Consider the following 23183-nt stretch of genomic DNA (forward strand, 5'->3'; position numbering starts at 1 on the left):
CCGCCTTCAACTTTCGATTTTCACGGGCTTTAGTTTACATTCTCTGTGCCGTGTTCCTGATGATATTTTTCACCGGATGTCTCCCTGGATCATCAGGTCCTGACCAAAGTGTTTATACTGCAGGTTATTTAAGGTAATTACATCTTCCATCCGAAGAATTCCTCGGCCTCCGATCGGGGTTTTCGCGCTTTCCCCTCCGATGATCTTCGGAGCGATAAAGCTTATGATCCGGTGCACTAGGGCTTCTTCCACTAAACTGAAGTTCAAAGTGGCGCCCCCTTCCACAAGGACACTGTCAATTTTTTGTTCCCCCAGCTTATCAAAGAGATGCTTTAAGTCCACCCGTTCATTCTTGATGGGACTCATCAGCACCGTTGCCCCAAGGTCTTCCAGGGCCTTTTTCTTATCCTCTTCCATCAGCTCCGTGGAGGCAATGATGGTCTTCGCTTCAGAGTCCAGGTGTAAAATCTTTGCTGTAAGGGGAATGCGCCCCCGGGTGTCCACAACAATTCGATGGGGATCCTTGCCCTTTTGGTCTTGGAGCCGGGTAGTTAAGGAAGGGTCATCTTCAATAACGGTACCCACCCCCACCATGATCCCCGACATCTGATCCCGGAGGGTATGCACGTATGCCCGTGCCTTTTCTCCGGTAATCCACTGGGATTCTCCCGAGGATGTAGCAATCTTACCGTCAAGACTCATGGCGGTCTTTATTACGGTGTAGGGTTTTTGGGTTTGGATATATTCCAAGAAAATCCGGTTTTGTTCTTTCAATACCTCTTCAAGAACTCCTTCCCGAACTTCAATGCCCCGTTTTTTTAATTTTTCAATGCTTTTGCCTCCCACCAGGGGATTGGGATCCTTCAGGCCGATGACCACCCGGCGGATTCCCTCCTCGATCACCCGGTCCACGCAAGGGGGGGTATTGCCGTAATGAAAGCAGGGTTCTAAGGTTACATACAGGGTGGCGCCTTCAGCCTTTTCCTTTGTGGAGTTAAAAGCATTGACCTCGGCGTGGTGGTCCCCGTGTTTTTTATGATACCCCTTACCGATCACCTTCCCCTCTTTTACAATCAACGCGCCCACTAAGGGATTGGGACTGGTTCTTCCCCGGGCCTTTTCTGCCAGTTCCATGGCCTGTCTCATGTATTGTTGATCTCGTTGTTCTTGTTGTTCTTGTTGTTCTTGTTGATCTTGTTGATCCATTGATTGCATCACGTCCTCAAATAAAGATTTGTTTTCCTGTCTTTTACCTTTATACCCTTGATTCCCCATAATTCCTACAATCTTTTTCATTTTTTTGAATTCTTTTTATTCCCTCATTTTATTGCATAAAAAAACCTGAAGATTGGATCTCCAGGTACGTGGTTTTTACAGGAATTTCATTCCCAAACAATTGAAATCGGCCCTCCCTTGTAAAGGAGTTCCGTTCCATCCTCTTCTTCTTCCATCCAGACTTTACTGTCGGTTTTGGAGTTGCACCAAATCAACCACACTGTGGCTCGCGGACTTTACCGCCGGTCGGGAATCACACCCTGCCCTGAAGATTGTTATGAAATTTTCTTAAATATATCACTAGTTTTTCTCCCTGTCAATATTTTTTATCCCTTATTTCTTTAAGCCCTCCATCACCTGCTGAATCATCTCTCTGTCAAAGCCTTTTCTTACCAGGGTCTCATAGACCTTTCCATAGATCTGGTAATCATTTTTGTACTTCTTCTTTGCCTTTTCCCGGGCTTTTTCCCCTTCTATCAGAGCTTTTTCAAAATGTACGTTTTCCTGGGCCTTCATGATGTTTTGGACTTCCGGACTCCCGGAGAGATCATCGAGACAGGTTTTTATAATTTCAAAGGAGAACCCCCTGGAAGCCAGTCGCTGGGAAAGTTTGGATTTGATTTGGTTTAAGGGGAGTTTTTCTTTGCTCTTGAAAAACTTCATGCTTTGGGTAAGAGCGATCTCCCGTTCCAGCTCCGGAGGATAATATTCTCTTAACCCTTTTTCAATCAGAGCCTCCTCCACCCCTTTATCCTTCAGGTGGTTTTTAATAAAGCCCCGGCCTTTCCCGGCCCCCTCTCCCTTTTGACGAATGATCTCTTTGACGAAGGTCTCATCGTTCTGATACCCGTAGTACTGTAGCTTTTTTAGGGCTTTTTCAATCGATGCCTCATCAAACTCTTTTTTCATCAGGTAATCCCTGATTTCCTTTTCGCTGCGATTGCGGTAGGATAAATACCTTACCCCCAGTTCAAAGGCTTTGTTTTCCGGACTTTTCATCGTTTATCACCTGTTCTCTCTAGGAACTGCTGTATTCCCACTTTCCTGTATAAGACCTTTCCCTTTCTATTATAACAGATTTCCTTCCATCGTTACCATCCCTTCCTTTTTTCGACGGAAGCACCGGGGAAACTCGAGGGCTGTTCTATAAAAAAACCGCCCCTTACTCAGAGGCAGTTTTTACATTACTTTTGACTTTCCATAAGGCTCACCAAGGTCTTTCCCATGGTGGAGGGTGTATCCGCCACCGCAATCCCGGAAGCTTTCATCACGTTGATTTTTTCCTCGGCGGTGCCCTTTCCTCCGGAGATAATGGCCCCGGCATGTCCCATGCGCTTCCCGGAAGGGGCGGTGACCCCGCTGATAAAGCCGGCCACAGGCTTATTCATATGCGCCTTAATCCACCGGGCCGCCTCTTCCTCCTGGGTGCCTCCGATTTCTCCGATGAGGATTACCCCGTGGGTGTCGGGATCTTCATTGAATTTTTTCAAGACATCGATAAAGCTGGTGCCGTTGACCGGATCTCCTCCGATCCCCACCGCCGTGGACTGACCCAGCCCAAGTTCCGACAATTGATGCACCGCTTCGTAGGTCAGGGTTCCCGAGCGGGAAACCACACCGATATGACCTTTTTTATGGATGTAGCCCGGCATAATTCCGATTTTGCACTGCTCCGGGGTAATCACCCCGGGACAATTGGGACCGACCAATACCGTTTCTTTCCCTTCCAGGTACCGTTTTACCTTGATCATATCTCCAATGGGAATATGCTCCGTAATGCAAACCACCAAATCAATGTTGGCTTCCGCCGCCTCTAAAATTGCATCGGCAGCCACCGCCGGGGGAACGTAGATCACCGAGGCATTGCCCCCGGTTTTTTTAACCGCCTCTTCCATGGTGTTGAACACCGGTACTCCTTCAACGGTATCCCCTCCTTTTCCCGGCGTTACCCCCGCCACTATGTTCGTTCCGTATTCTTTCATCAGCTTTGTATGAAATTTTGCCGTAGCCCCGGTAATCCCCTGGACGATCAGCTTCGTATCTTGATTTACATAAATACTCATTTATTTCCCTCCCGGTAGAATCTTTGATTATGAAATCACTTCTCTGAGTGAAATTCCTCCGTGGCCTTTACAATCTTTTGGGCGCCGTCATCCATGGAATAGGCACTGATCACCTTCACTGTGGAGTTTTCTAAGATCTTGCGACCTTTATCCACATTGGTTCCTTCCAACCGAACCACCAAGGGCACGTTCATCTCAACGGTTTTTAGAGCCTCCACAATTCCCGTGGCAATCACATCGCATTTCATAATGCCACCGAAAATATTGACAAACACCCCCTGGACATTTTCATCGGATAGGAGGATTTTAAATGCGTTGGATACGTTTTCCGTGGTGGCGCTCCCTCCTACGTCTAAAAAGTTTGCCGGAGAGCCGCCGTAGTGCTTAATAATATCCATGGTGGCCATGGCCAGTCCGGCGCCGTTGACCATACAACCGATGTTACCGTCTAAGGCAATATAGGATAAGTCATACTTTCCCGCCTCTAATTCCTTCTCGTCTTCCTCCGATTCATCTTGGTAACTCCGTATCCGCTCCTGTCGATACAGGGCGTTATCATCAAAATTCAGTTTCCCGTCCAAGGCGATCAACGTTTCTTCCGAGGTGATAATTAAGGGATTGATTTCAATAATCGATGCATCGGTTTCCAGGTACAGTTTATAGAGCTTTTGAAACAGGTTCACCGCTTCCTTTACCGCTTTTTTCGGCAAATTAAGCCCGAAGGCCATGCGCCGCCCCTGAAAAGCCGTGAGTCCTACTAAAGGGTCGATTTCTTCGTATAAAATTTTCTCCGGGGTGTTTTCCGATACCTCTTCAATGTCCACGCCCCCTTCTTTAGAGGCCATCAGGCTGACCCGCCCCGTATCTCTGTTCAGTACAAGACCGACGTAGTACTCTTTTTGAATATCGACCCCCTCTTCGATCAGCAGTCGCCGAATCACCTGGCCCTCTTCCCCGGTTTGGTGGGTTACCAGGGTTTTACCTAAAAGTTCCTTGGCAAAGGTCCGCACCTCTTTGGTGTTCTTTGCAATTTTCACGCCTCCGGCCTTTCCTCTTCCCCCGGCATGGATCTGGGCTTTTACCACGGTGACGGGGCTGTCCAGTTCCTTTGCTGCGCTTACCGCCTCCTCGATGCTAAAGGCTACGTGGCCTCGGGGCACCGGGATTTCATAGGTTCGAAACAACTCTTTTCCTTGATATTCATGGATGTTCAAGTTCAGCACTCCTCTCGAAACTTAGGATATTTGAAATAGGATGTTGATAAACAGAATCATAAAAAATAAGGCAAAGGGATAGGTCGCCCCATAGGCTACCGCCACATCATTGGAATCCGTGGACTCTATCGCCGCTGCCAGCCCCGGGGTGCTGGTCATGCCTCCGCAGAGCCCTCCGATTAGATACAGAGGCTTTAACTTCAACAGCTTCGTTCCCACCAGGTAGCCCATAAGAATACTAAGGATTGCCGTGGCGAAGCCGATCACCAACAGGGCGGCACCGGTGGTTCCGATTAAGGTGACGGCCTCATAACCGTAGTTCAGCCCCACAATGGCCAAAAACATTTTCAAAGACAGGCCCCGGGTGACTCCCAGCACCTTTTCGTCCATTTGAAAATTCACCCGGCCGATTTTTTTTTGGTCTCCCAGAAACAGGGCCATGATCAACACCCCGCCGGTGGCTCCCAGGGAGAAGTCTCCCAGGGTTTCCCCCAGGGGAATGGAAATACTGCCCAGCAGCACCCCGGAGGCACAGACCAGAGAAAACCCGGTTACGCTGAACCGGTGAAGGAGTCGTTTTTTTTCTTCCTCTTCTTTTTTCTGTTGTCGCTGATAGATCTTTATTTTTTCCGGATCGGCTCCCACATCCTCAAACAGCCGATTCCGCTCCCGCAAAAATTTTGTGAGCACTTGCACGAACAAAATCACAATGACCACCCCGGGAACATAAGCGATGGAGTAGCCAAGGCCTACCAGGGCCTCCTGCCCTCCGATTTGATCGGCGGATTCAATGGCCGCCGCCAGGCCGGGGGAGCTGGTAAGGGCACCGGAAAAGGTGCCCACCACGCTTTCCAGGGCCTGGCTTTGAAATACTTGCAAAAGTCCGAAGGTAGACAGAGCTCCGGTTCCCGTGACCACCAGGGCCAGGATGATGAACTTCGGTCCGTTGTTTTTGATAATGGCCCGGATATTTCTTGAGGCCGCCAGCCCCACGGAAGCAATAAATAAAATCAGACTAAGACTGAAGAGCTCTCCGGAAATAAAGTTCTCGCCCCCTTCAAAATCCGGATTCTGTCCCAAGAGGATCCTTGTGACGATGTAGCTAATCCCCATACCCACAAAAAGCCCTCCGGAGCTGCCGAGGCTGACCCCTTTGATCTCGATCAATCCCACAAACTTCCCGAGAAAGATACAGCCGAACATTAAGATAAAGGGATTGGTTAGTATTGATTCCAGTTCCATATTTTCCTCCATAAGTATATTTTCCATGGGGAAATCCCCACGGCCTTTTCCTTTCCATCATCGGTCTTTATCTTATAAAAACCGTTGGGCTACATTCCATACGTTCAGTACAAATCCCACGCCAAAGGCGATGGACACCGCGATCACCAGGGCTTCCACCCCGCGGATGATGCCCGACATTAAGTCCCCGGCCACGGTATCCCTTAGCCCATTGGTAATGGCCACTCCCGGGACCATCACCATGATCCCTCCGATGATCACAATGTTTACCCGAATATCCGGATGGAGATTCGATGCCAGGATCGCTAAGGAGGCGGCAATCATTCCGCCGGTGAGATGGGCGAAAAAATAGGATAACTCCCGTTTAATCAGGACCCCCAGTACGAAGGTCATCAGAATCGTACTCAGCAGGGCCGTAAGAAATTCCATGAAATTGGCTCCGATAAGCAGTACGAAGAAACCGCTGGCCACCCCTCCAAATAAGGCCTGGACACTGATTCGATAAGGGGGCTTTTTATTATCAATTTCCCGAAGCCGCTTCATCCCTTCCTCCACAGACATTTCCTTCACCACAAAACGGCGGGAGAAGTCATTTACTTCCGAAACTTTTTCCAAGTTGATCTGACGATGCTGAATCCGCTTATTAAAGGTCAGCATATGGTGTTGAGAAGAATGGCTCTGGTCAATGGAAACCAGAATCCCCGTGGGGGTGACTAAGGCCTCCACATAATCCAGCCCTTCGGATTTACATATTCGCAGAATCGTATCCTCCACCCGGTAGGTTTCGCTGCCGTTTCGAACCATAATTTCCGCCGCATAAATGGCCAGAATCAGAATCTCTTTTTGACTGGTGGCCAGGGCATTTTCTTCTTTCATGGCTTCCTGGATTTCTTTTTGTATGCTTTCCCGCAGTTCTCTTACATCCTTCTCCTCCATGATGCGCCCCCTTTCTTTCAGGATACCCTCTTATTTTTCCTCTTCTTTCTTAGGGGCCTCTTCTTTCTGTGCTTCCCCTCCCTCATCATAAAACTGTTCTTTGTAGTACTCCTCCAGCTTGGTTTTTTCAATTTCTTTTTGTTGTTCCTCGGGATCCAGGTCCCGGCCTTTGTCCATTTTATTCCTTTTTTCCTGAATCTTAATGGCTCGCCGCTCCGCCAGGGCCATTCGCTTCTTCCGAAGGTAGGCGTTCACCGAAAGCACGATGGTCAGTCCTCCGGAAATGGCAAGGGCAATCAGTATGGCTTCACTTCCCACCTCGGCGGCCAAACTATAATTTTCTTCCAAAATCGCAATCATGGTGTTATACAGGGCCACTCCCGGCACCAAGGGAACAATCCCGGGAATGATAAATACGGTGAAGGGTTGTTTTTCCGTTCTGGCGAACCGCTCTCCGATCATGGCAAGGACCATGGCTGCCAGAAATGTGGCCACCACGACGGAATTAAACTCCTGATTGATTATATTAAAAACGCTCCACCCCAGAGCTCCTGCGAACCCCGATCGAAGCAAGGTCTTTTTGGGCACTTGGAACAGCACCGCGAAACCGATGGTGGCAATATAGGCGTAAACAAATTTCAGTGCAACCGACATTTTATAATCCTCCCCCAAAAAAAGTCCATAAATTCAAAACAAATCCTACGCCGAAGGCAATGGCTATGGCTACAATTAACGCCTCCCCCGCCCGGGCCATCCCCGAGATTAAGTCCCCGGCGATGGAGTCCCGAACCCCGTTGGTGATGGCCACTCCGGGAACCATGACCATAATTTCCCCGATAATCACCCGATTAATACTGATTTCCGGATGCAGTTGTCCCAGCAGGATGGCCAGTGCCGCGGCCAGGGCTCCCCCCACCAGGTGAATGGTAAAGCTTGCGAAATCCTTTTCCGCCAGAATCGTAATGGTGTATGTAACAAAAATTGTGGCCGCAAAGGCACTTAGAAACTCCAGGAAATTTGCCCCCAGTAATAAAATGAAAAAACTGCTGGTCACCCCGCCGAAAAATGCCACCTGATACTTGGTAAAGGGGGGCGGACTCTTTTCTATCTCTTTTAAGTTTTTCATACCCTCCTGAAGGGTCAGCCCTTCCTGGACAAACCGTCTTGAGAAGTCATTGACCTTGGCCACTTTTTCCAGATTGATTTGCCGGTTTTTAATCCGCTTGATAAAGGAGTGCATCGGCCCCTCTTTTCCCGCTTCATCGGGATGGTCCACGGAAATGTAGATCCCCGTAGGGGTAACGATGCTCTCTACATACTTAAATCCCCTGGATTTGCAAAGTCTTGTAATGGTATCCTCCACCCGGTAGGTTTCCCCTCCGTTTTTCAGCATGATCTCTCCGGCGAATAGGGCCAGTACCAGCATTTTTTTTCGTGTGATTTCCTCCATGATTTTCTCCTTTTGTTTTCAGCCTTATCCCCTTGATTATATCAAAACTTAACCGGGTTGAACACCGATAACACTCAGCTCTTGAGCGGTTTTTGGCACCCAGGACCTTCAATTTTCCCTCGCCAGATTCTTCAGCCAGTTCCCTTGACGGTAGCGAAGATAAAACAGGGTTCCCTTAACCCCTTCCGCCACAAGCATGCTGTAGAGTACCCCTTGGATTCCCATTTCCAGTCGGATTCCCAGGAGCCAGGCCAGAGGAATCTGCAGGGCCCAAAACCCGAAAATGGTAATCCATAGATTCGCCCAGGTATCCCCGCCGCTTCGGAGAATATAGGGAAAGATCACATTAAGAATCTGGGTATAAATAATAATCAGTACTAAGGGAACCGCCCGCAATCCCATATTCAGGGTGGTCTCTTCCAAATTGAAAAGACTGAAAATTTCTCTGGAAAAAGTAAAAATAATTATATTTAGTCCCGTAGCCACAATAAAGGCGGTGAGGATCCCCGCATTGGCTTTTTCCTTGGCCCTTTGAAAGGCACCGCCCCCCAGTTCGGCGCCGACAATCCCCACGTTGGCCGCTGCCATTGCGGAAATGGCGGTTAAGGTAATGGTTTGAAAAATCTTTAAAATTTCATAAACCGCCACTTCCTGAACCCCGATGGTGAAAATAATCCGGGTATACACCGTCATGGCCAGCTGCCAGGCGGCACCGTCCAAGGCCATGGGCACGCTTATGGACACCAGCACTTTAAACAGCAGGGGATCAAAACCCGGTCGAAAGGGAATGTTAAGCTTTCGTAAATATCCCTTGACCAAAAAGAGCAAAATCCCAAACTCCAGGGCTCTTGAGATCAAGGTGGCGTACGCCACTCCCGTAACCCCCCACTCCAGCACAAAAATAAAGTAGGCATTCAGCATTGTATTGATCCCCATGGAAATGAAGGTGGCCACCATGGGATAGGTGTTTTTCTTAAGGGCCAGAAAGACTCCGGAAAAGCTGGCGGAGAGCAGTAACAGGGTGGTGGACAGGGCGATAACCGAGAAATAGGCCGTGGCCTCCTCCAAAGCTCCCCCGGAAATGTTTAGCCAGGTAAGAAAAACCTCCCCACGGAAACGAAAAAGCACCGTGACCAGTACACCGATCATCAGTCCCGTGCTCAGCATTGTGGAAAACAGTTTCCCAAACTTATGGATTTTCTTTCCCCCCAGGTATTGGGACAATAGAATGGAAAGCCCCGCAGAAATCGCCATGAATATGGTCAAAAATAAGCTAAAGAGCTGATTGGATCCACCAACACCTGCAATGGCCTGTTCTCCCAGCTGGCCCACGAATAATTTATCCACGGAGCCCAACAGGCCCCGCAGGGTGTTTTGTATCATTAAGGGCAGGGCAATGATCAGTAACCCCTTTACATGTGTTTTTTTCATCATACACTCCTTTGAAGGCTGGGACATCGGTCATTCTTTTCTTATGCTAGTATCGTACCCCATTCTCCTTTAAGACACAAGGTTTCCTCCCCGAAGATTTTTGTAACCCAGCCCCGGAAGGTACAAACTGCTCGCCGCATTATTCAATCTTTCTCATAACATAAAATACATAGCCGTATTCCGAGGAGTAGTTTTTAAAGAGCTCCACTTCTTCCAGTTCCTCATCCAGGCTGCGCTCCCATTTCCCATCTCCCTGATGCTCCACTCTCAATTTTTCAATCCGCCGGATCAGTGGACGGTAATAAAACTTCCACCAGGCCTCCTTTGGAAGAATAAAATGGGCCAGGGGAACATAGCCGCTGTCTTCAATGATTTTCATGTTTTTGGATATGGTGCTGATGCCGGGATAATGCTTCCCCCAAAAGGCTTGAGGGCTTTTGGAAATCTTTTTTTTCAACCAGGACAGTTCCGACACCACCATATGTCCCCCGGGCTTTAAGAATTTTTTCCAAGCCTTCAGCCCCTTTTCGAAACCGATAATGTAAATGGCTCCCTCGGACCAAATAAGGTCAAAGGATGCTTCCCCGTAATCCAAGTGAAACATGGAATGATTTCTGGTTTTGATTCGATCACCATAACCGGCCTCCCGTATTTTTTCCTCCAGCACTTCGAGGAAAGGCCGGTGAGTATCCAGGGCTTCAATGGTTCCCTTGGTATTTCTTGCTAAATCAATGGTCTGCATCCCCGGTCCGCAGGCAATATCCAGTATTCTTCCATCCTCCCGGATCTCCGGAACAAAGGATAGGGCCTTAAGAGTCGACTCCGTATCCCCGGGACCTTCCCTGGGCAACTCCTTGTGAATTTCAAAAAATATATCCATTCCCAGTCCTCCTTTCACTACCCCCGGCTCCGGCAATTTTCTTAGGGGCTCTTTAGGCTTTCAACGCCGCTACCACGGTCATTTCAACGAGCAGGTCTTCCCTTGCCATCCTGGCTTCCACGCAGGCCCTTGCCGGTTCAAAACCCGCTTCCACCCAGTTGTCCCAAACTTCATTCATTTCACTGAAATCTTCTATATTTTTTAAGTAAATGGTGGTGGACAGAATATGATTTTTATCGGAACCATATTGGTTCAGCAGTTTTTCAATTTTCTCCAAGACCACCTTGGTCTGCTCTTTTACGTCGGTGTTTGCCTCCCCGCAGGTTTGTCCGCACAAATACACCGTATCATGATGCACCACTGCCCGGCTCATCCTTCCCGTTCCTTCATATCGTTTAATGTTCATTTTGACGCCTCCTTAAATTTTTAAGTCCGGTTTCGACTTTGGATTTCTTCTCTTTTAATTATACGGATATTTCTAGGTTTTTGAAAGACCCTTTCCCTCTTGAAAATATTTTAAATATTTCATAAAAAGTAGTTGACTTTTATTGTACCTAGGTATAATATATGTAGTGTGAAATAGGAAATAAATCCGATCACAAAAATACGAAGGAATAGGAGGCGAAAATGATGATTAAATTACGAAGAATGACCGTGGTCACCTTTGGCATGAAGTTTAATGGCAACACAGATCTTGATCAACAAAATAATTCCATCACTCATCACGATCCCTCTGCATTTTTGATTTGAAGTTTTTAAAGGCATAACAGAAGTGTTTTAATGCACCTTCTTCTGATTCATCCCTTTATTACATATAAACTTTAGGTCATGGCAGAGCGGTTATGGCCTATTTCTATGGATTTTTAGGCTGTAGCCGATCGTGGCTGTGGCCTTTTTCTATTCTTACCGCTAAAATTACCGTTAAATAATAAGAGGCTTCTTCTGCAAAAAACCGGCTCTATGCCTTAAGAAGAACCCTGATATTACGGAATGATTTTAAAAGGGATAGAAATACACCTCAAGACTCTGTCTTACTTCGGCCACAGAACATTCTGTGGTCTTTTTCTTTGCCGAAGAAAGAGACCCCAGGTTCAAAATCTTTTAAAAAAGCACCGGGGACTCCGGGACTCCAGGATAAATCGCAAGGATTCCCAGTTCTGACAGGGAGGGAAAATTATGAAGCGAATCTTTACTTATATGAAAAAATACAAAATGCTGTTTATCATCCCCACCATATCCATGTTCTTTCTCATTGGTCTGGATATGATCAACCCCATGATCACCGGCGTGATCATTGACGATGTCATTGTGGGCGGGGAGTTTCATCGATTGAACGGACTCTTACTGTTACTGATTTTTATTACTCTGGGTCGGGCGGTTTTTGGTTATATCCGGGAATTTCTCTTTGATTATGCGGGCATCCAGGTAGGCCTGGACCTTCGCCGGGATCTCTTTGACCACATTCAAAGTCTGCCCTTTGAATACTTTGACAAAACCAACACCGGGGAAATCATGTCCCGGACCACCCGGGATGTGGACAACGTCTGGGAAGTGGTGGGCTTTGTGGCCGGCTTTTTCCTGGAGCAGATTTTCTATGTGATCGCTGCCACCACCATGATGTTTTTCATCAACTGGCAACTGGCCTTGATTTGCACCTTGGTCTTCCCCTTTCTCGGATACCTGGCCGTTAAAATGGATCGTAACATGAGTACGGCTTACGAAGAGATCAGTGACCAGGACGCAAAGCTGAATACGAAAGCCCAGGAAAATATTGCCGGGGTGCGCCTGGTAAAATCCTTAAATCGGGAAAAACTGGAGAAGAAAAAATTTCGCCGGGAAAATAAAAAGCTTTACCAGTTAAACCTTAAGCGAAATAACATCTTGGGAAATTTTCATCCCAAGATCGAATTTCTATCCTACTTTTCCACGATCCTGGTGGTCCTGGTGGGAGGGGTTTTCGTCATCAACGAACAGATGACCATCGGATCTTTGGTGGCCTTTAACGGCTTTGTATCCATGCTGGTGTGGCCCATGCGCTTTCTCGGCTGGCTGACCAACAGTTTGTCCCGATGCAATGCTTCCTTAAAGAAAATCTTTAAGATCATGGATGAAGTCCCCGGTATTAAAAACCCAGAAAATCCCGTCTCCCCTGAAAGACGACAGGGAGCGGTTACCTTTGAAAATGTAACTTTTCAGTACGGCAAGGAAAAAATCCTTAATCATATAGACCTAGAGATTAAACCCGGCAGCACCATAGCGATTATGGGCGCCACCGGATCCGGGAAAACCTCCCTGGCCAATTTGATTCCTCGCTACTACGATACTTCCCAGGGACAAATCCTAGTGGATGGTGTGGATGTACGAAAGCAGGATCTTCAGGAACTTCGACAAAGTATTTCCGTCGTCATGCAGGATACCTTCCTCTTTTCCGATACCTTACTGGAAAACATCAAGTTCGGATCCGAAGAGGCCCCCCGGGAGGAAATCGAAGAAGCCATGAAGGATGCCCGGGTCTATGACTTTATTCAAGAGATGCCCCAGGGCCTTGAAACCATCATCGGCGAACGGGGAGTGGGCTTATCCGGAGGACAAAAACAACGGATCTCCATTGCCCGGGCCCTGTTGAAAAAGAGCCCCATTCTGATCTTTGATGATGCCACCTCCGCCCTGGATATGGAGACGGAATACCAGATTCAAAAGGCCTTAAACAAAAGAGGGGATATCACGAAAATTATCATAGCCCATCGCATCTCTGCGGTAAAGGACGCCGATGAGATCCTTATCCTACGGGAGGGCAACATTCTTGAAAAGGGAAATCATCACCGGCTAATCAATCAAAAGGGCTATTATTACAACCTTTATAAGAATCAACTGGGAGATGTGACCTTACTGAACAAAGAGGTGATTTAGATGTCAATTATTACTTTTTTCATCCTGAGACTTGTGCGTTGCTTAAAGGCAAGAAACTTCAATGTCGAAGCCTGTTTGTTTTGCTTACCCCTGATTTTCCTGCTGGCTTCGGTAAACATTCTGGTTAAAGAATAATAAACCTTAACAATAAAAGATTTTACCCTCCCGACAAAAAGGGATTGAAAAAATAACCATAAGAAACGAGGTGTTTTTATGTCGGTTAATACCTTCAAGGAAGATGAAGCGGTTCAGCAATCCCTTCGCCTTTCGGTTATCAAACGACTGCTTAGCTACTTGAAAAACTATAAAAAAAGTGTCCTTTGGGCTTTAATCCTGATGATCATTGCGGTATCGGTAAATATTATCAATCCCTACTTTATCAAAATCGGGATTGATGAGTTTATTGCCACGGAAAATACTAAAGGCCTGATCCTTTTAGCAGGCATTATGGTGGCGGTAAATGTGATATCCATGATGGCCTCGAAAAAGCGGATCACGATCATGGGTCGCACTACCAACAAAATCCTGATGGAAATTCGGGAAGCCTTATTCAATCATATTCAAAAGCTTTCCTTTTCCTTTTTCGATAGCCGTCCCGTGGGGAAAATCCTCGCCCGAATCACCACGGACGTCAATGCCCTGACCAACTTTTTTACGGACAGCGTCACCGTGGTCATTCCGGATTTAATTACCCTGATTGCCATTTCCGGAATTATGTTCTGGATGAGCTATCAGCTGGCCATCGCCGCCTTTATCACCCTTCCGGTGCTCATGGGGGGACTGATCTTAATCGAGAGTACCTTTCGAAAAAAATGGCAGGTTTTTAGAAAGAAAAATTCCAACCTGAATGCCTACATCCATGAGGATTACTCAGGCATTCGGGTGGTGCAAAGCTTTGCCCGGGAGCGCCACACCAGCAATACCTTTTTCGGCCTGGGAAAAGACTTGAATCATTCCTTCATCGGGGCCATTCGCTTCGCTGACGGTTTCTGGTCCATGGTGGTTCTTTCCTGGGGATTCGGAACAGCGATTGTTTTTTGGGTCGGGGTGCGACTGATCGATTCCGGTACAATCTCCATCGGGGTCCTGGTGGCTTTTATGGGCTACATCACCATGTTTTGGCGACCGGTGATTAACCTTACGAACTTTTATAACGTCACCGTAAGTAATATGACCAGCGCCGAACGGATTTTTGAAATCCTGGATACGCCCCCGGATATCGAAAACCAGCGGGATGCCAAGGAACTGCCTCCCATTGAAGGGGAAGTCACCTTTGAAGGCGTAAGCTTTTCCTATGACCGGGAGGAGCAGGTGTTGGACAACGTCAGTTTCCACGTGAACAAAGGGGAAACTGTGGCTCTGGTCGGCCATACCGGTGCGGGTAAGACCACGATCATTAATCTTCTCAGCCGTTTTTACGATGTCACCGAAGGCGTGGTAAAAATCGACGGCTATGATATCAATGAAGTGACCCTGGATTCCCTTCGAAGCCAGATGGCGGTAATGATGCAGGATACTTTCCTGTTTTCCGGCACCGTTAAGGAAAACATCAAGTATGGAAAACCCGATGCCACGGATGAAGAGATCATCCAAGCCGCCACCGTGGTCAATGCTCATAACTTTATTATGGCGTTGGAGAACGGGTACGACACGGAAATCAATGAACGGGGCTCGAAGCTCTCTATCGGCCAGCGACAGCTACTGGCCTTAGCACGGGCGGTCCTCAACGATCCTAAGATTCTAATCCTGGACGAGGCCACCTCCAGCATCGATACGGAAACGGAAATCCTGGTACAAAAAGGAATTCGCGCCCTCTTGAAGGACCGCACCTCCTTTGTGATCGCCCATCGCCTATCCACCATCAAAAACGCCGACCGGATCATGGTAATCCACGACGGCAAAATCTTAGAAACCGGCAGTCACCACGAGCTCTTAGAAAACCGGTCCATGTACTACAAGCTCTTCGTTGCCCAGTACCAATTCTTAAAAGCCTAAGATGACAGCGGGACGGAGTTTTTGTCATCTTTCGATAAATCGAAAGGTACAACCACTCCGATGACAGCGATGACAGCGGGACGGAGTTTTTGTCATCTTTTCTCCCGAGGTCACAGCGGGACAAAATTCCTGTCATCTTCTCTCCCGAGGTCACAGCAAGACGGAGTCACTGTCCTCTTTTCTCCCCGAAAGAGTAGCCGTCCTATCAACAAAGTCATAAAAGAATGCAAAAATAAGAAAAAGGATCCCCCAAAGTCATATTACCTTTCCGGGGATCCTTTATGTTGTCTAAATTCATCGTAGCATGCTTTTTAATAATTTATTTTCTCCTGTTTCGGTTATTGTACTCCCTCATCAGCTGCCTTGCCCGCTCCACGTCCTCTTTATGGACTTCCACTACCGCAGTGGTCATCTGAGCGTTTTGCATTCTGCTGAATCCCTGGATCCTTGTTTTCAGTCGACATCTTATGCCCTGATCCCGCAGGTACTGAAAGACCCCCTGCACTTCCGTGAAATTCCTCTGGGAACCCCCGTAGAATTCCCGCCATTTGGCTTTATCTCCAATAAACACGGTGAGAAATATCAAAATTCCCGCCAGGATTAATAATAATTGAAGGGCTGTAAATTCCATGGATCCCACCTCCTTTGATCCCGGAAATCTTTTTTGACTTTGGCTTCGAACATCCCTGATCCGATAAGGGCTACTCCCTCTTAATCATCAGCTACCGGATATGGATTCCTAAGCTGAAAAGTACCGGCTACAACCGGAAAGCAGAGATGACAAAAACTCCGTCCCGCTGTCATCGGTCCTCTAGAAATATTTCTCTTTTAGTTCCACCAGATGATAAAAGATATGGTGCAGGTCTTCTCCTAGTTCCAAAACATCATAATGACTTCGGTTAGACTCTTCCCGTTTTTCCAGGGCTCTTTTTTCTACTAATAGATTCAACTTTCGGTTCAGTTCGGTCCCGCTGATATAATCAATAGAGTCCAGGATTTCTCCATAACTGTGATTCCCCGCTTTAATGGAGTCCAGGATTTCCGGTATCCACCGGGAACGAATGATGCCGTGGACCTCTTCGAAACTTTCATCTACTCTAATCATCATATCTACCCCTTTTCTATACAATGTTAACAAACAAATTTGTGTCTAGAACGAACTTTTGATTATTGTTATTATTATATTATAGAAAAACAAAAAAAACAAAAAATAAATGGAGGTAATAACAATTATGGAAAAATTAAATGTGTATTTATCAAACTTGGCCCTATGGAATGTAAAGCTTCACAATCTGCATTGGAACGTAGTAGGAGTACAATTTGTGGCCCTTCACAACTTTACCGAGGAGCTTTACGATGATGTCTTCCAGAAGTATGATGATGTTGCGGAGTATATTAAAATGAACGGCGGAGAGCCCTTAGCAAAACTTTCCGATTATCTGGATAAGGCTACCATGAAGGAGCTCAATGAAACCTCTTACAAAACCCAGGAAGTTCTGGACCACCTAAAAGAAGACCTTGAGCTGATGAACGCCCTGGCAGTGGAAATTCGAAACGAAGCCGATGAAAAAGGGGATTTCGTAGCGGTAGGCATGTTCGAAGAGCATGTGGAGTTTTACAAGAAGCAGCTTTGGTTTATTGAAAGCATGCAAAAATAACAGACAAACACTGAACCCCCCGTATCCAAAAGATACGGGGGGTTTTATCGTCATGTTTTTATATTTTAACACTTTTTATATCCGAACACTCACATTTTATATCCCACCTCTTGTGGTTTTCAATGCTTCAACCTTTAAAATCAAAGCCTTTACTGTTCCGACGCCTATGAAATTCCCGCCACCCGATCCGTTAAGGGGGCTAAAATCCGTTCTCGTTCCGCGGGTTCCCTGCCCTTTGCAAGAAGGTGCAGGGCAATCTCTCCGCCGTAATCCATTCCCTGGCATCCCGCAAGGAGGACCACATCTCCCGGTTTAGCTTTTTCCATCACCCTTTCAATGGCCTGGGGCAACTCCTGAATGATGGTGGTGGGTATTCCCGCCTCCCCGGTGACTTCCTCAAAAACCCGTCGTTCCTCCTGGGTCACCCGGTCCTTTTCCATTACATGGGATACGCTTTCTGTGGCGATCAGTTCCCTTACCCCGAGTTTTGGCAACCACTGTACCAGGGCTTCGGTGTTTTCCCGGTTCACCGCAATCCCCCGTTTTCCCCGGATGGCGTAAAGTACATGGAGGTTGTTATAGTTCATTTCCTTTAAGGTGCCCAGGGTCATATGGATGTTTCCCGCATTGGCAAAATGATCATCCACAACCTTAAAGTCCTCCTCATAGATAAACTCAAAACGGCGTTCCACACCGCGAAAATCTTTTAGGGATTTTCGAACCCCCTCTTGATCCACCCCGGACAACAGACCGATAATCGCCGCTACCACACTGTTGTAGACGGAATGAAAACCTGGTACCGAAAGTCTAATCTCCATTTCTCCCTTGGGAATCCGGACCCCTTTATGCTCAAGGTCTCTTTGAATCGCCAGGGTAAAAACCCCTCTTCCCGTGGACAGATCCAGATCTTTCACTGCAAAATCTCCGCCGGAGTCTTCGATGCCGAAGGTGAAGACCTTGGCCTTCGTCTTCGTTATTAACCCCTTGGAGTAAGAATCATCCAAATTCAGCACCGCCGCACTGTCTTTTTTTGCCCGTGTAATCAGTCGGGATTTCACTTCAAAGTACCGCTCAAAACTTCCGTGGGAATCGATATGTTCCCGGGAAATATTGTTTAAGGTCACAATGTCAAAATCCACCGCTTCCACCCGATGAAGCTCCTGGGCCGAGGAGGACACCTCCATGGTTACATGGGACACCTCTTCCTTTACCATGTTGCTGAAATGTTTTTGAAGATCCAAGGATTCCGGAGTGGTAAGCAGGGAGGGGATCTTTTTATCCCGGTACTGCACCATTACCGTACCGATGATTCCCGCTTCAAGTTGTTGATCCTTCAATATTTTATGGGCCATAAAGGAGGTGGTGGTTTTCCCGTTGGTGGCTGTAATGCCTATAGCATTAAGTTTCCTTGAGGGATGATCGTAAAAGTTTGCAGCACTTCTTGCCAAAGCAATTCGGCTGCTGCTCACTTTTATCTGAGGGATGGCAATCTCCTGTTGAATTTCTTCCACCACCGCCGCCACGGCTCCATTATTCACCGCATCCTGTAAGTATTTATGCCCGTCGGTTTCATAGCCTTTAATACAAAAAAACAGGTCCCCCGGTTCTGTCTCCTTGGAATGATAACTAAGGCCTGAAATTTCTATGTTCCCGTGATTCTTATGTTCTATACTTTCAACGAATTCTAGGATTTCTTTTAATCTCATGATTTTCGCTTCCTTTCATTGATAATAATTCATTCTACCATAGATTCCAAGGAGGATAAAGCAAAGATAAAACCGCCCTTCCATTGGAAAGGACGGTGATGTTATGGTTCCTGTGCTTAGTTTTCTGAACTTTGCTTCCCGAATCATCCCCTGTTGTTGTAACCCATCACTCGGTCAACAGGTCTTCCTTTTCCGGGGCTTTTCCCTCTTCCGGGGCTTTTTCCTCCGTCGGTTTACCTTTCCCGCTTTCGATTTCTTTTACCCACTGAACAATTCTGTCGATTCCCTCCATGTCCAGATTTTCTGTGTCTTCGGTAATCTTAGATACTTTTTTGATAATGGTTTTTTCAAAAAAATTCATCTTTGAGAAATCATAACTATAACCAATGTGTTCCTTTATTTTCGCATAATCATAAATGGTTTTTCCTACATAGACCCGGTAATTTCTCTCCACCTCTAAAGTATTGCCCGCCGCAATGAAAAGGCCGTAGGGTCTGACGATCAAATCCTCTCTGTGCTGATCAAAAAAACTTCGGACCTCTCTTTGTATATTTCCTCCGTAAACGGAAGCTCCAATCAAAATCACATCATAAATGCATACATCGGAAACTTTTTCCTCTTTTAGATCCAAAAGATCCACTTCACCCGGCAATCTCTTTGCGATTTTTTCCGCCGCCTTCCGGGTCGTTCCATATTTGGTTCTATAGGCGATTAATGTTTTCATAAAAATTCCTCCTGCTCTTAAGATTACTGCTTTATATCCTATGATTTCTTTGGTTGTAGTGTTATTTATACCAAAAAATCCTCTTTGAAAACATATTTTCATTCTACTAGAACATGTTATAATAAACTAAGAATGAGAATATGTACAATAGGGTATTATAATACTATAAAGGAGGAATTTTATGATTCATACGGACCAAATTTGTAAAAATGTATATTTTGTCGGTGTAAACGATCGGGAAACCAGACTTTTTGAAAACCTCTGGCCCTTAGATCGGGGGGTGTCCTATAACTCTTACCTGATTGTGGATGAAAAAGTGGCTTTATTCGATACCGTGAAGAATACGAAGATGGACGCATTCATAAAAAAAATCGAAGGAATCCTTGGAGATCGAGAGGTTGATTACTTAATCATCAACCATATGGAACCGGACCACTCCGGGGCTATTAAAGATGTTCGCCAACGCTATCCCAATGTGAAAATTGTGGGAAACAGCAAAACCTTCGGCTTTATTGAAAACTTTTACGGCGACTTAAGCCCCTACCATGAAGTAAAGGACGGCGATACCCTGTCCCTTGGAAAGCATGAACTGAAGTTCTTTATGACCCCCATGGTTCACTGGCCGGAAACCATGATGACCTACGAGATGCGCCAGGGGATTTTATTCTCGGGAGATGCCTTCGGTGGTTTCGGCTCCCTGGACGGAGGGATTTTTGACGATGAAGTTAACCTGGAATTTTACATGGACGAAATCCGCCGTTATTACTCCAATATCGTGGGCAAGTTCGGCCCCATGGTACAACGGGCCATTAAAAAACTTAAGGATGCTCAAATTCCCCTGCATGTAATCGCCTCTACCCACGGGCCGGTTTGGCGAAAGGATCCGAGCTGTATTGTGAACTATTATGACCGGTGGTCCCGGGCGGAAACCGAAGAAGGAGTGGTCATCGTTTACGGGTCCATGTATGGAAACACTCAGAAGATGGCGGATCTCATGGCTCGACGACTGTCGGAAAAAGGAATTACAAACATTCGGATCTATGATGCGTCCAAAACCCATGTATCCTATATCATCAGTGATCTTTGGCGTTTTAAAGGGGTGCTTTTGGGAAGCTGTGCCTACAATACAGGACTGTTCCCTGCAATGCAGACCGTGGTCCATAAGATAGAAAACTCTCAGCTAAAAAATCGATACTTAGGTATTTTCGGAACCGCTTCCTGGAGCGGTGGCGGGGTCTCCTCCCTGAAACAATTCGCTGAAAATATCAAGTGGGACTTGGTGGAGGACTCTGTGGAAGCAAAATCCTCCCCTAAAGCGGAAGACCTTGAAAAATGTGCCCTTATTGCAGATGCCTTGGCGGATAAACTGATCGCCGAACGGGGAGAGGAAAGCGCCCCTTGTTAAAAGGTTTGGGGTTATTGAACCCTTAATATTTAGTGTATTCCCTTTACTTTTTTGTTCTAAGGGGATATTATCAAGATGAATACGTGGGCAGAGTAGTCGTTATGCGTTAAGTGTTAGAAGATGGGAAGTTGCTTCTAAACGAAGATTCTTATCGCGTTGTAACGACGCTTCCGCTGCTCCACCATTGGAGATCTCACCAAATTTCTCTTAATGTTGGAGCTTCCATGCCTAACTTAAGAGAAAGGAGGTGACCGTTATGATTGATAACAAAAGAACACCTAAGTCCCCCGCCCCGAAAACCCAGGGTACAAGGCTTCCTATCAAAGCCTTAGTTACCTCTGCACTGTTGGTTTCCATGTCCGTGGTTATCGGTCAATTATCCATGATTTTTGCAAATCACACCCTGCGAATCGGGATCGCTCGAATCCCCATTGTCATTGCCAGCATGCTTTTTGGTCCCTTTGCCGGGGCCCTGGCCGGTTTTATCCAGGACATCATCGGGGTCATGTTGATCGGCGGGGGCTTTCACCCCGGTTTTACTCTAAGTTCCGTATTAGTGGGGATGATCCCCGGAATGGTTGTCTGGTTCACCCGCAGCAAGCTGGGTAAGAAAAAAACCTTCACTTTGTTCAATGCCGCAGTATCCATGGTTTTGATATTCTTTTTGGTAAACCTTACCCTGGATACCTACTGGGCATCCACGATTCTGGGAGATGCCTATTTAGTGCTTCTTCCCCTTAGGGCGACGATCTACGGACTTGTGGCAGTAATCACCACGGTGGTGATTTTAACACTGTCCGGGGTCCTTCAATCCTTTAAGGAGAGAACCCTAAAGCTTTAATGATATTCTTTAGTCATGTCCTTTGATCATATTCTTTGATCTAAAACGCACATCCTCGGAAAAGCCCTCTGTTTCAGAGGGCTTTCCTTGATTAAAACCCAAGGAGGTTCCCATGAAAACCCCAAAAATACACCCTCTTATTGCCCGGGCCAAAGAGTACGGCAGTATTCCCGGCCTCGATACCGTCAAAGCCTTACTTGAAGAACTGGATAACCCTCAGGAAAAACTACAGATTATTCATGTTGCCGGTACCAACGGCAAAGGTTCCATCGCTTCTTTTCTGGAAGGCATGCTTATGGAAAACCACTATCAGGTGGGGCTTTTCACTTCCCCTTATTTTCATGATCCCCGGGAGATGATTCGTTTTAACCGGGAGTTAATACCGCAAAAGGACTTTGAGAAGATCTTGGAAACCTTAGCAATTGCCGTTGAAAAAATGCTGATTAAAGGGAAATCCCATCCGACGGAGTTTGAGATTTATGTAGCCTTGGCTTTTTATTATTTTAGCCGAATATCCACGGACCTACTCATTCTGGAAGCGGGTTTAGGAGGCCGAGAAGATGCCACTAATGTTATTGATAACCCCATTCTTTCTGTCATTACTCAAATCGGACTGGATCATACCGAATTGCTCGGCAATACCCTGGAAGAAATCGCCTATCACAAAGGAGGCATTATCAAAACGAGGGTCCCTGTGGTTCTATTTCCCCAGGAACCCCGGGCCAGGAGGGTTCTGGAAAGCATTGCCAGGAAATCAAACAGTCCTTTGTACTCCTTTGAACCGAACCAGGTAACCATACACAGCAGCTCCTTAGAAGAACAGTGCTTTTCGGTAGACTTTACTTCTTTCCCGGGAGGATGCTCAAGAACAAAAATTCGACTCCCGGGAAAGCATCAAGTGTTTAACGGGGCTACGGCCTTACTTGCCCTTTACGTTCTCCAAAAACAGGGCCTTTTTCCGATGACCTTCGATAGCATTGCCCAGGGCCTATTTGCTGTGCAATGGCCGGGACGATTTGAGGTCTTGGGCCGGGAGCCCTTAACCATCGTTGACGGGGCCCATAACCTCGCCGCCGCAAAAGCCTTAACCGGGACCTTAGACCAACACTGTAGGCAGTACTCCATTACTTTGATCCTTGGGATGTTGGAAGATAAGGATGTGGAGGGCTTTCTCTCGGAGATCATCCCCTATGTGGACAGGGTGATCCTTACCAAACCTCTGAATCCCCGGGCCATGCCGCCCCAGCAGTTAAAAGAGCAACTCCAGGGTTACGCCGTGGACACCTTCCTGGAACCTTCCATTTCCAAAGCAAGCTTTAAAGCCCTGAGTATTACGGATCCATCGGGAATGATCCTAGGGGTCGGTTCCTTATATATGATTGGCGAAGCCCGTAAGGTTTTTCTGAAATACTTCCGTGCTCATCAACCGTCCCCTAAGCAAAGCTAAACCTTC

Annotated in this window: 22 protein-coding genes and 2 riboswitches; of the genes, 7 read left to right on the forward strand and 15 right to left on the reverse strand. The window is 46.8% G+C overall.

What is annotated here, in order from left to right:
• Window positions 1-69 precede the first annotated feature (69 nt).
• The 11 genes from ribD to ISALK_RS05870 all read right to left on the reverse strand — a co-directional run bounded on the left by ribD (window position 70) and on the right by ISALK_RS05870 (window position 10897).
• Complete coding sequence (gene ribD, locus ISALK_RS05820; protein ID WP_306770700.1) at window positions 70-1296, reverse strand: bifunctional diaminohydroxyphosphoribosylaminopyrimidine deaminase/5-amino-6-(5-phosphoribosylamino)uracil reductase RibD; 1227 nt, start codon at window positions 1294-1296, stop codon at window positions 70-72.
• Between the two features lie 139 nt (window positions 1297-1435).
• A riboswitch (FMN riboswitch) is annotated at window positions 1436-1552 on the reverse strand.
• Between the two features lie 56 nt (window positions 1553-1608).
• A complete protein-coding gene (locus ISALK_RS05825) occupies window positions 1609-2274 on the reverse strand; it encodes a regulatory protein RecX (protein WP_160720089.1) in 666 nt (221 codons plus the stop codon).
• A gap of 185 nt (window positions 2275-2459) precedes the next feature.
• Entirely contained in the window at window positions 2460-3338 is an 879-nt protein-coding gene (sucD, locus tag ISALK_RS05830) for a succinate--CoA ligase subunit alpha (RefSeq protein ID WP_160720091.1), read from the reverse strand.
• A 35-nt stretch (window positions 3339-3373) separates the two neighbouring features.
• Window positions 3374-4552 (reverse strand): ADP-forming succinate--CoA ligase subunit beta, encoded by a 1179-nt coding sequence (gene sucC, locus ISALK_RS05835; protein WP_160720093.1) that lies wholly within the window; start codon window positions 4550-4552, stop codon window positions 3374-3376.
• A gap of 21 nt (window positions 4553-4573) precedes the next feature.
• Entirely contained in the window at window positions 4574-5821 is a 1248-nt protein-coding gene (locus ISALK_RS05840) for an aspartate-alanine antiporter-like transporter (protein ID WP_236660279.1), read from the reverse strand.
• 45 nt (window positions 5822-5866) lie between these two features.
• Entirely contained in the window at window positions 5867-6730 is an 864-nt protein-coding gene (locus tag ISALK_RS05845; RefSeq protein ID WP_236660280.1) for a threonine/serine exporter family protein, read from the reverse strand.
• Between the two features lie 30 nt (window positions 6731-6760).
• Window positions 6761-7384, reverse strand: a complete 624-nt coding sequence (locus ISALK_RS05850; RefSeq protein ID WP_160720095.1) for a threonine/serine exporter family protein — start codon at window positions 7382-7384, stop codon at window positions 6761-6763.
• A gap of 1 nt (window position 7385) precedes the next feature.
• On the reverse strand, window positions 7386-8180 hold the full coding sequence (locus ISALK_RS05855) for a threonine/serine exporter family protein (protein ID WP_160720097.1): 795 nt from the start codon (window positions 8178-8180) through the stop codon (window positions 7386-7388).
• Window positions 8181-8288: 108 nt separating this feature from the next.
• A complete protein-coding gene (locus ISALK_RS05860; RefSeq protein WP_160720099.1) occupies window positions 8289-9611 on the reverse strand; it encodes an MATE family efflux transporter in 1323 nt (440 codons plus the stop codon).
• Window positions 9612-9750: 139 nt separating this feature from the next.
• On the reverse strand, window positions 9751-10491 hold the full coding sequence (locus ISALK_RS05865; protein WP_160720101.1) for a class I SAM-dependent methyltransferase: 741 nt from the start codon (window positions 10489-10491) through the stop codon (window positions 9751-9753).
• Between the two features lie 52 nt (window positions 10492-10543).
• Entirely contained in the window at window positions 10544-10897 is a 354-nt protein-coding gene (locus tag ISALK_RS05870; protein WP_160720103.1) for a RidA family protein, read from the reverse strand.
• A 221-nt stretch (window positions 10898-11118) separates the two neighbouring features.
• Here ISALK_RS05870 and ISALK_RS15315 point away from each other — a divergent pair, with 221 nt between their 5' ends.
• From ISALK_RS15315 to ISALK_RS05880, 3 genes are all read left to right on the forward strand, one after another.
• The gene (locus ISALK_RS15315) at window positions 11119-11241 is read left to right on the forward strand and encodes a hypothetical protein (RefSeq protein ID WP_306770701.1); all 123 of its coding nucleotides are present in this window, start codon (window positions 11119-11121) and stop codon (window positions 11239-11241) included.
• 426 nt (window positions 11242-11667) lie between these two features.
• The gene (locus ISALK_RS05875) at window positions 11668-13401 is read left to right on the forward strand and encodes an ABC transporter ATP-binding protein (protein WP_160720105.1); all 1734 of its coding nucleotides are present in this window, start codon (window positions 11668-11670) and stop codon (window positions 13399-13401) included.
• Window positions 13402-13614: 213 nt separating this feature from the next.
• Window positions 13615-15396: an ABC transporter ATP-binding protein gene (locus ISALK_RS05880; RefSeq protein WP_160720107.1), complete on the forward strand. Its 1782-nt coding sequence runs from the start codon at window positions 13615-13617 to the stop codon at window positions 15394-15396.
• Between the two features lie 319 nt (window positions 15397-15715).
• On the opposite strand, the gene ISALK_RS05885 is transcribed toward ISALK_RS05880, so the two are convergent.
• Together ISALK_RS05885 and ISALK_RS05890 are read right to left on the reverse strand one after the other, a co-directional pair.
• Window positions 15716-16027 carry a putative signal transducing protein gene (locus ISALK_RS05885; protein ID WP_160720109.1) on the reverse strand — a complete coding sequence of 104 codons (312 nt, stop codon included), beginning with the start codon at window positions 16025-16027 and terminating at the stop codon, window positions 15716-15718.
• Between the two features lie 180 nt (window positions 16028-16207).
• The gene (locus ISALK_RS05890; protein WP_236660281.1) at window positions 16208-16501 is read right to left on the reverse strand and encodes a winged helix-turn-helix transcriptional regulator; all 294 of its coding nucleotides are present in this window, start codon (window positions 16499-16501) and stop codon (window positions 16208-16210) included.
• 127 nt (window positions 16502-16628) lie between these two features.
• On the opposite strand from ISALK_RS05890, the gene ISALK_RS05895 reads away from it, so the two are divergent.
• Window positions 16629-17054: a Dps family protein gene (locus ISALK_RS05895; RefSeq protein WP_236660282.1), complete on the forward strand. Its 426-nt coding sequence runs from the start codon at window positions 16629-16631 to the stop codon at window positions 17052-17054.
• Window positions 17055-17218: 164 nt separating this feature from the next.
• Here ISALK_RS05895 and ISALK_RS05900 read toward each other — a convergent pair whose 3' ends face one another.
• Both ISALK_RS05900 and ISALK_RS05905 read right to left on the reverse strand, forming a co-directional pair.
• Entirely contained in the window at window positions 17219-18760 is a 1542-nt protein-coding gene (locus tag ISALK_RS05900; protein WP_160720113.1) for a Mur ligase family protein, read from the reverse strand.
• Window positions 18761-18926: 166 nt separating this feature from the next.
• Window positions 18927-19484: a flavodoxin domain-containing protein gene (locus tag ISALK_RS05905; protein WP_160720115.1), complete on the reverse strand. Its 558-nt coding sequence runs from the start codon at window positions 19482-19484 to the stop codon at window positions 18927-18929.
• A 181-nt stretch (window positions 19485-19665) separates the two neighbouring features.
• Between ISALK_RS05905 and ISALK_RS05910 the strand changes: the two genes are divergently transcribed.
• From ISALK_RS05910 to ISALK_RS05920, 3 genes are all read left to right on the forward strand, one after another.
• On the forward strand, window positions 19666-20889 hold the full coding sequence (locus ISALK_RS05910; protein ID WP_160720117.1) for an FprA family A-type flavoprotein: 1224 nt from the start codon (window positions 19666-19668) through the stop codon (window positions 20887-20889).
• A gap of 86 nt (window positions 20890-20975) precedes the next feature.
• A riboswitch (THF riboswitch) is annotated at window positions 20976-21067 on the forward strand.
• 78 nt (window positions 21068-21145) lie between these two features.
• Window positions 21146-21730 (forward strand): folate family ECF transporter S component, encoded by a 585-nt coding sequence (locus tag ISALK_RS05915; RefSeq protein WP_160720119.1) that lies wholly within the window; start codon window positions 21146-21148, stop codon window positions 21728-21730.
• 112 nt (window positions 21731-21842) lie between these two features.
• A complete protein-coding gene (locus tag ISALK_RS05920) occupies window positions 21843-23177 on the forward strand; it encodes a bifunctional folylpolyglutamate synthase/dihydrofolate synthase (RefSeq protein ID WP_160720121.1) in 1335 nt (444 codons plus the stop codon).
• The last annotated feature ends 6 nt before the right edge of the window (window positions 23178-23183 follow it).

The sequence above is a fragment of the Isachenkonia alkalipeptolytica genome, assembly GCF_009910325.1.
Classification (GTDB): Bacteria; Bacillota; Clostridia; order Peptostreptococcales; family T1SED10-28; genus Isachenkonia; species Isachenkonia alkalipeptolytica.

Coding starts and splice junctions, on each gene's coding strand:
- ribD (WP_306770700.1), bottom strand. CDS start 1,296: ATGAAAAAGATTGTAGGAATTATGGGGAATCAAGGGTATAAAGGTAAA.
- ISALK_RS05825 (WP_160720089.1), bottom strand. CDS start 2,274: ATGAAAAGTCCGGAAAACAAAGCCTTTGAACTGGGGGTAAGGTATTTA.
- sucD (WP_160720091.1), bottom strand. CDS start 3,338: ATGAGTATTTATGTAAATCAAGATACGAAGCTGATCGTCCAGGGGATT.
- ISALK_RS05840 (WP_236660279.1), bottom strand. CDS start 5,821: ATGGAAAATATACTTATGGAGGAAAATATGGAACTGGAATCAATACTA.
- ISALK_RS05845 (WP_236660280.1), bottom strand. CDS start 6,730: ATGGAGGAGAAGGATGTAAGAGAACTGCGGGAAAGCATACAAAAAGAA.
- ISALK_RS05850 (WP_160720095.1), bottom strand. CDS start 7,384: ATGTCGGTTGCACTGAAATTTGTTTACGCCTATATTGCCACCATCGGT.
- ISALK_RS05855 (WP_160720097.1), bottom strand. CDS start 8,180: ATGGAGGAAATCACACGAAAAAAAATGCTGGTACTGGCCCTATTCGCC.
- ISALK_RS05860 (WP_160720099.1), bottom strand. CDS start 9,611: ATGAAAAAAACACATGTAAAGGGGTTACTGATCATTGCCCTGCCCTTA.
- ISALK_RS05865 (WP_160720101.1), bottom strand. CDS start 10,491: ATGGATATATTTTTTGAAATTCACAAGGAGTTGCCCAGGGAAGGTCCC.
- ISALK_RS05870 (WP_160720103.1), bottom strand. CDS start 10,897: ATGAACATTAAACGATATGAAGGAACGGGAAGGATGAGCCGGGCAGTG.
- ISALK_RS15315 (WP_306770701.1), top strand. CDS start 11,119: ATGATGATTAAATTACGAAGAATGACCGTGGTCACCTTTGGCATGAAG.
- ISALK_RS05875 (WP_160720105.1), top strand. CDS start 11,668: ATGAAGCGAATCTTTACTTATATGAAAAAATACAAAATGCTGTTTATC.
- ISALK_RS05880 (WP_160720107.1), top strand. CDS start 13,615: ATGTCGGTTAATACCTTCAAGGAAGATGAAGCGGTTCAGCAATCCCTT.
- ISALK_RS05885 (WP_160720109.1), bottom strand. CDS start 16,027: ATGGAATTTACAGCCCTTCAATTATTATTAATCCTGGCGGGAATTTTG.
- ISALK_RS05890 (WP_236660281.1), bottom strand. CDS start 16,501: ATGATTAGAGTAGATGAAAGTTTCGAAGAGGTCCACGGCATCATTCGT.
- ISALK_RS05895 (WP_236660282.1), top strand. CDS start 16,629: ATGGAAAAATTAAATGTGTATTTATCAAACTTGGCCCTATGGAATGTA.
- ISALK_RS05900 (WP_160720113.1), bottom strand. CDS start 18,760: ATGAGATTAAAAGAAATCCTAGAATTCGTTGAAAGTATAGAACATAAG.
- ISALK_RS05905 (WP_160720115.1), bottom strand. CDS start 19,484: ATGAAAACATTAATCGCCTATAGAACCAAATATGGAACGACCCGGAAG.
- ISALK_RS05910 (WP_160720117.1), top strand. CDS start 19,666: ATGATTCATACGGACCAAATTTGTAAAAATGTATATTTTGTCGGTGTA.
- ISALK_RS05915 (WP_160720119.1), top strand. CDS start 21,146: ATGATTGATAACAAAAGAACACCTAAGTCCCCCGCCCCGAAAACCCAG.
- ISALK_RS05920 (WP_160720121.1), top strand. CDS start 21,843: ATGAAAACCCCAAAAATACACCCTCTTATTGCCCGGGCCAAAGAGTAC.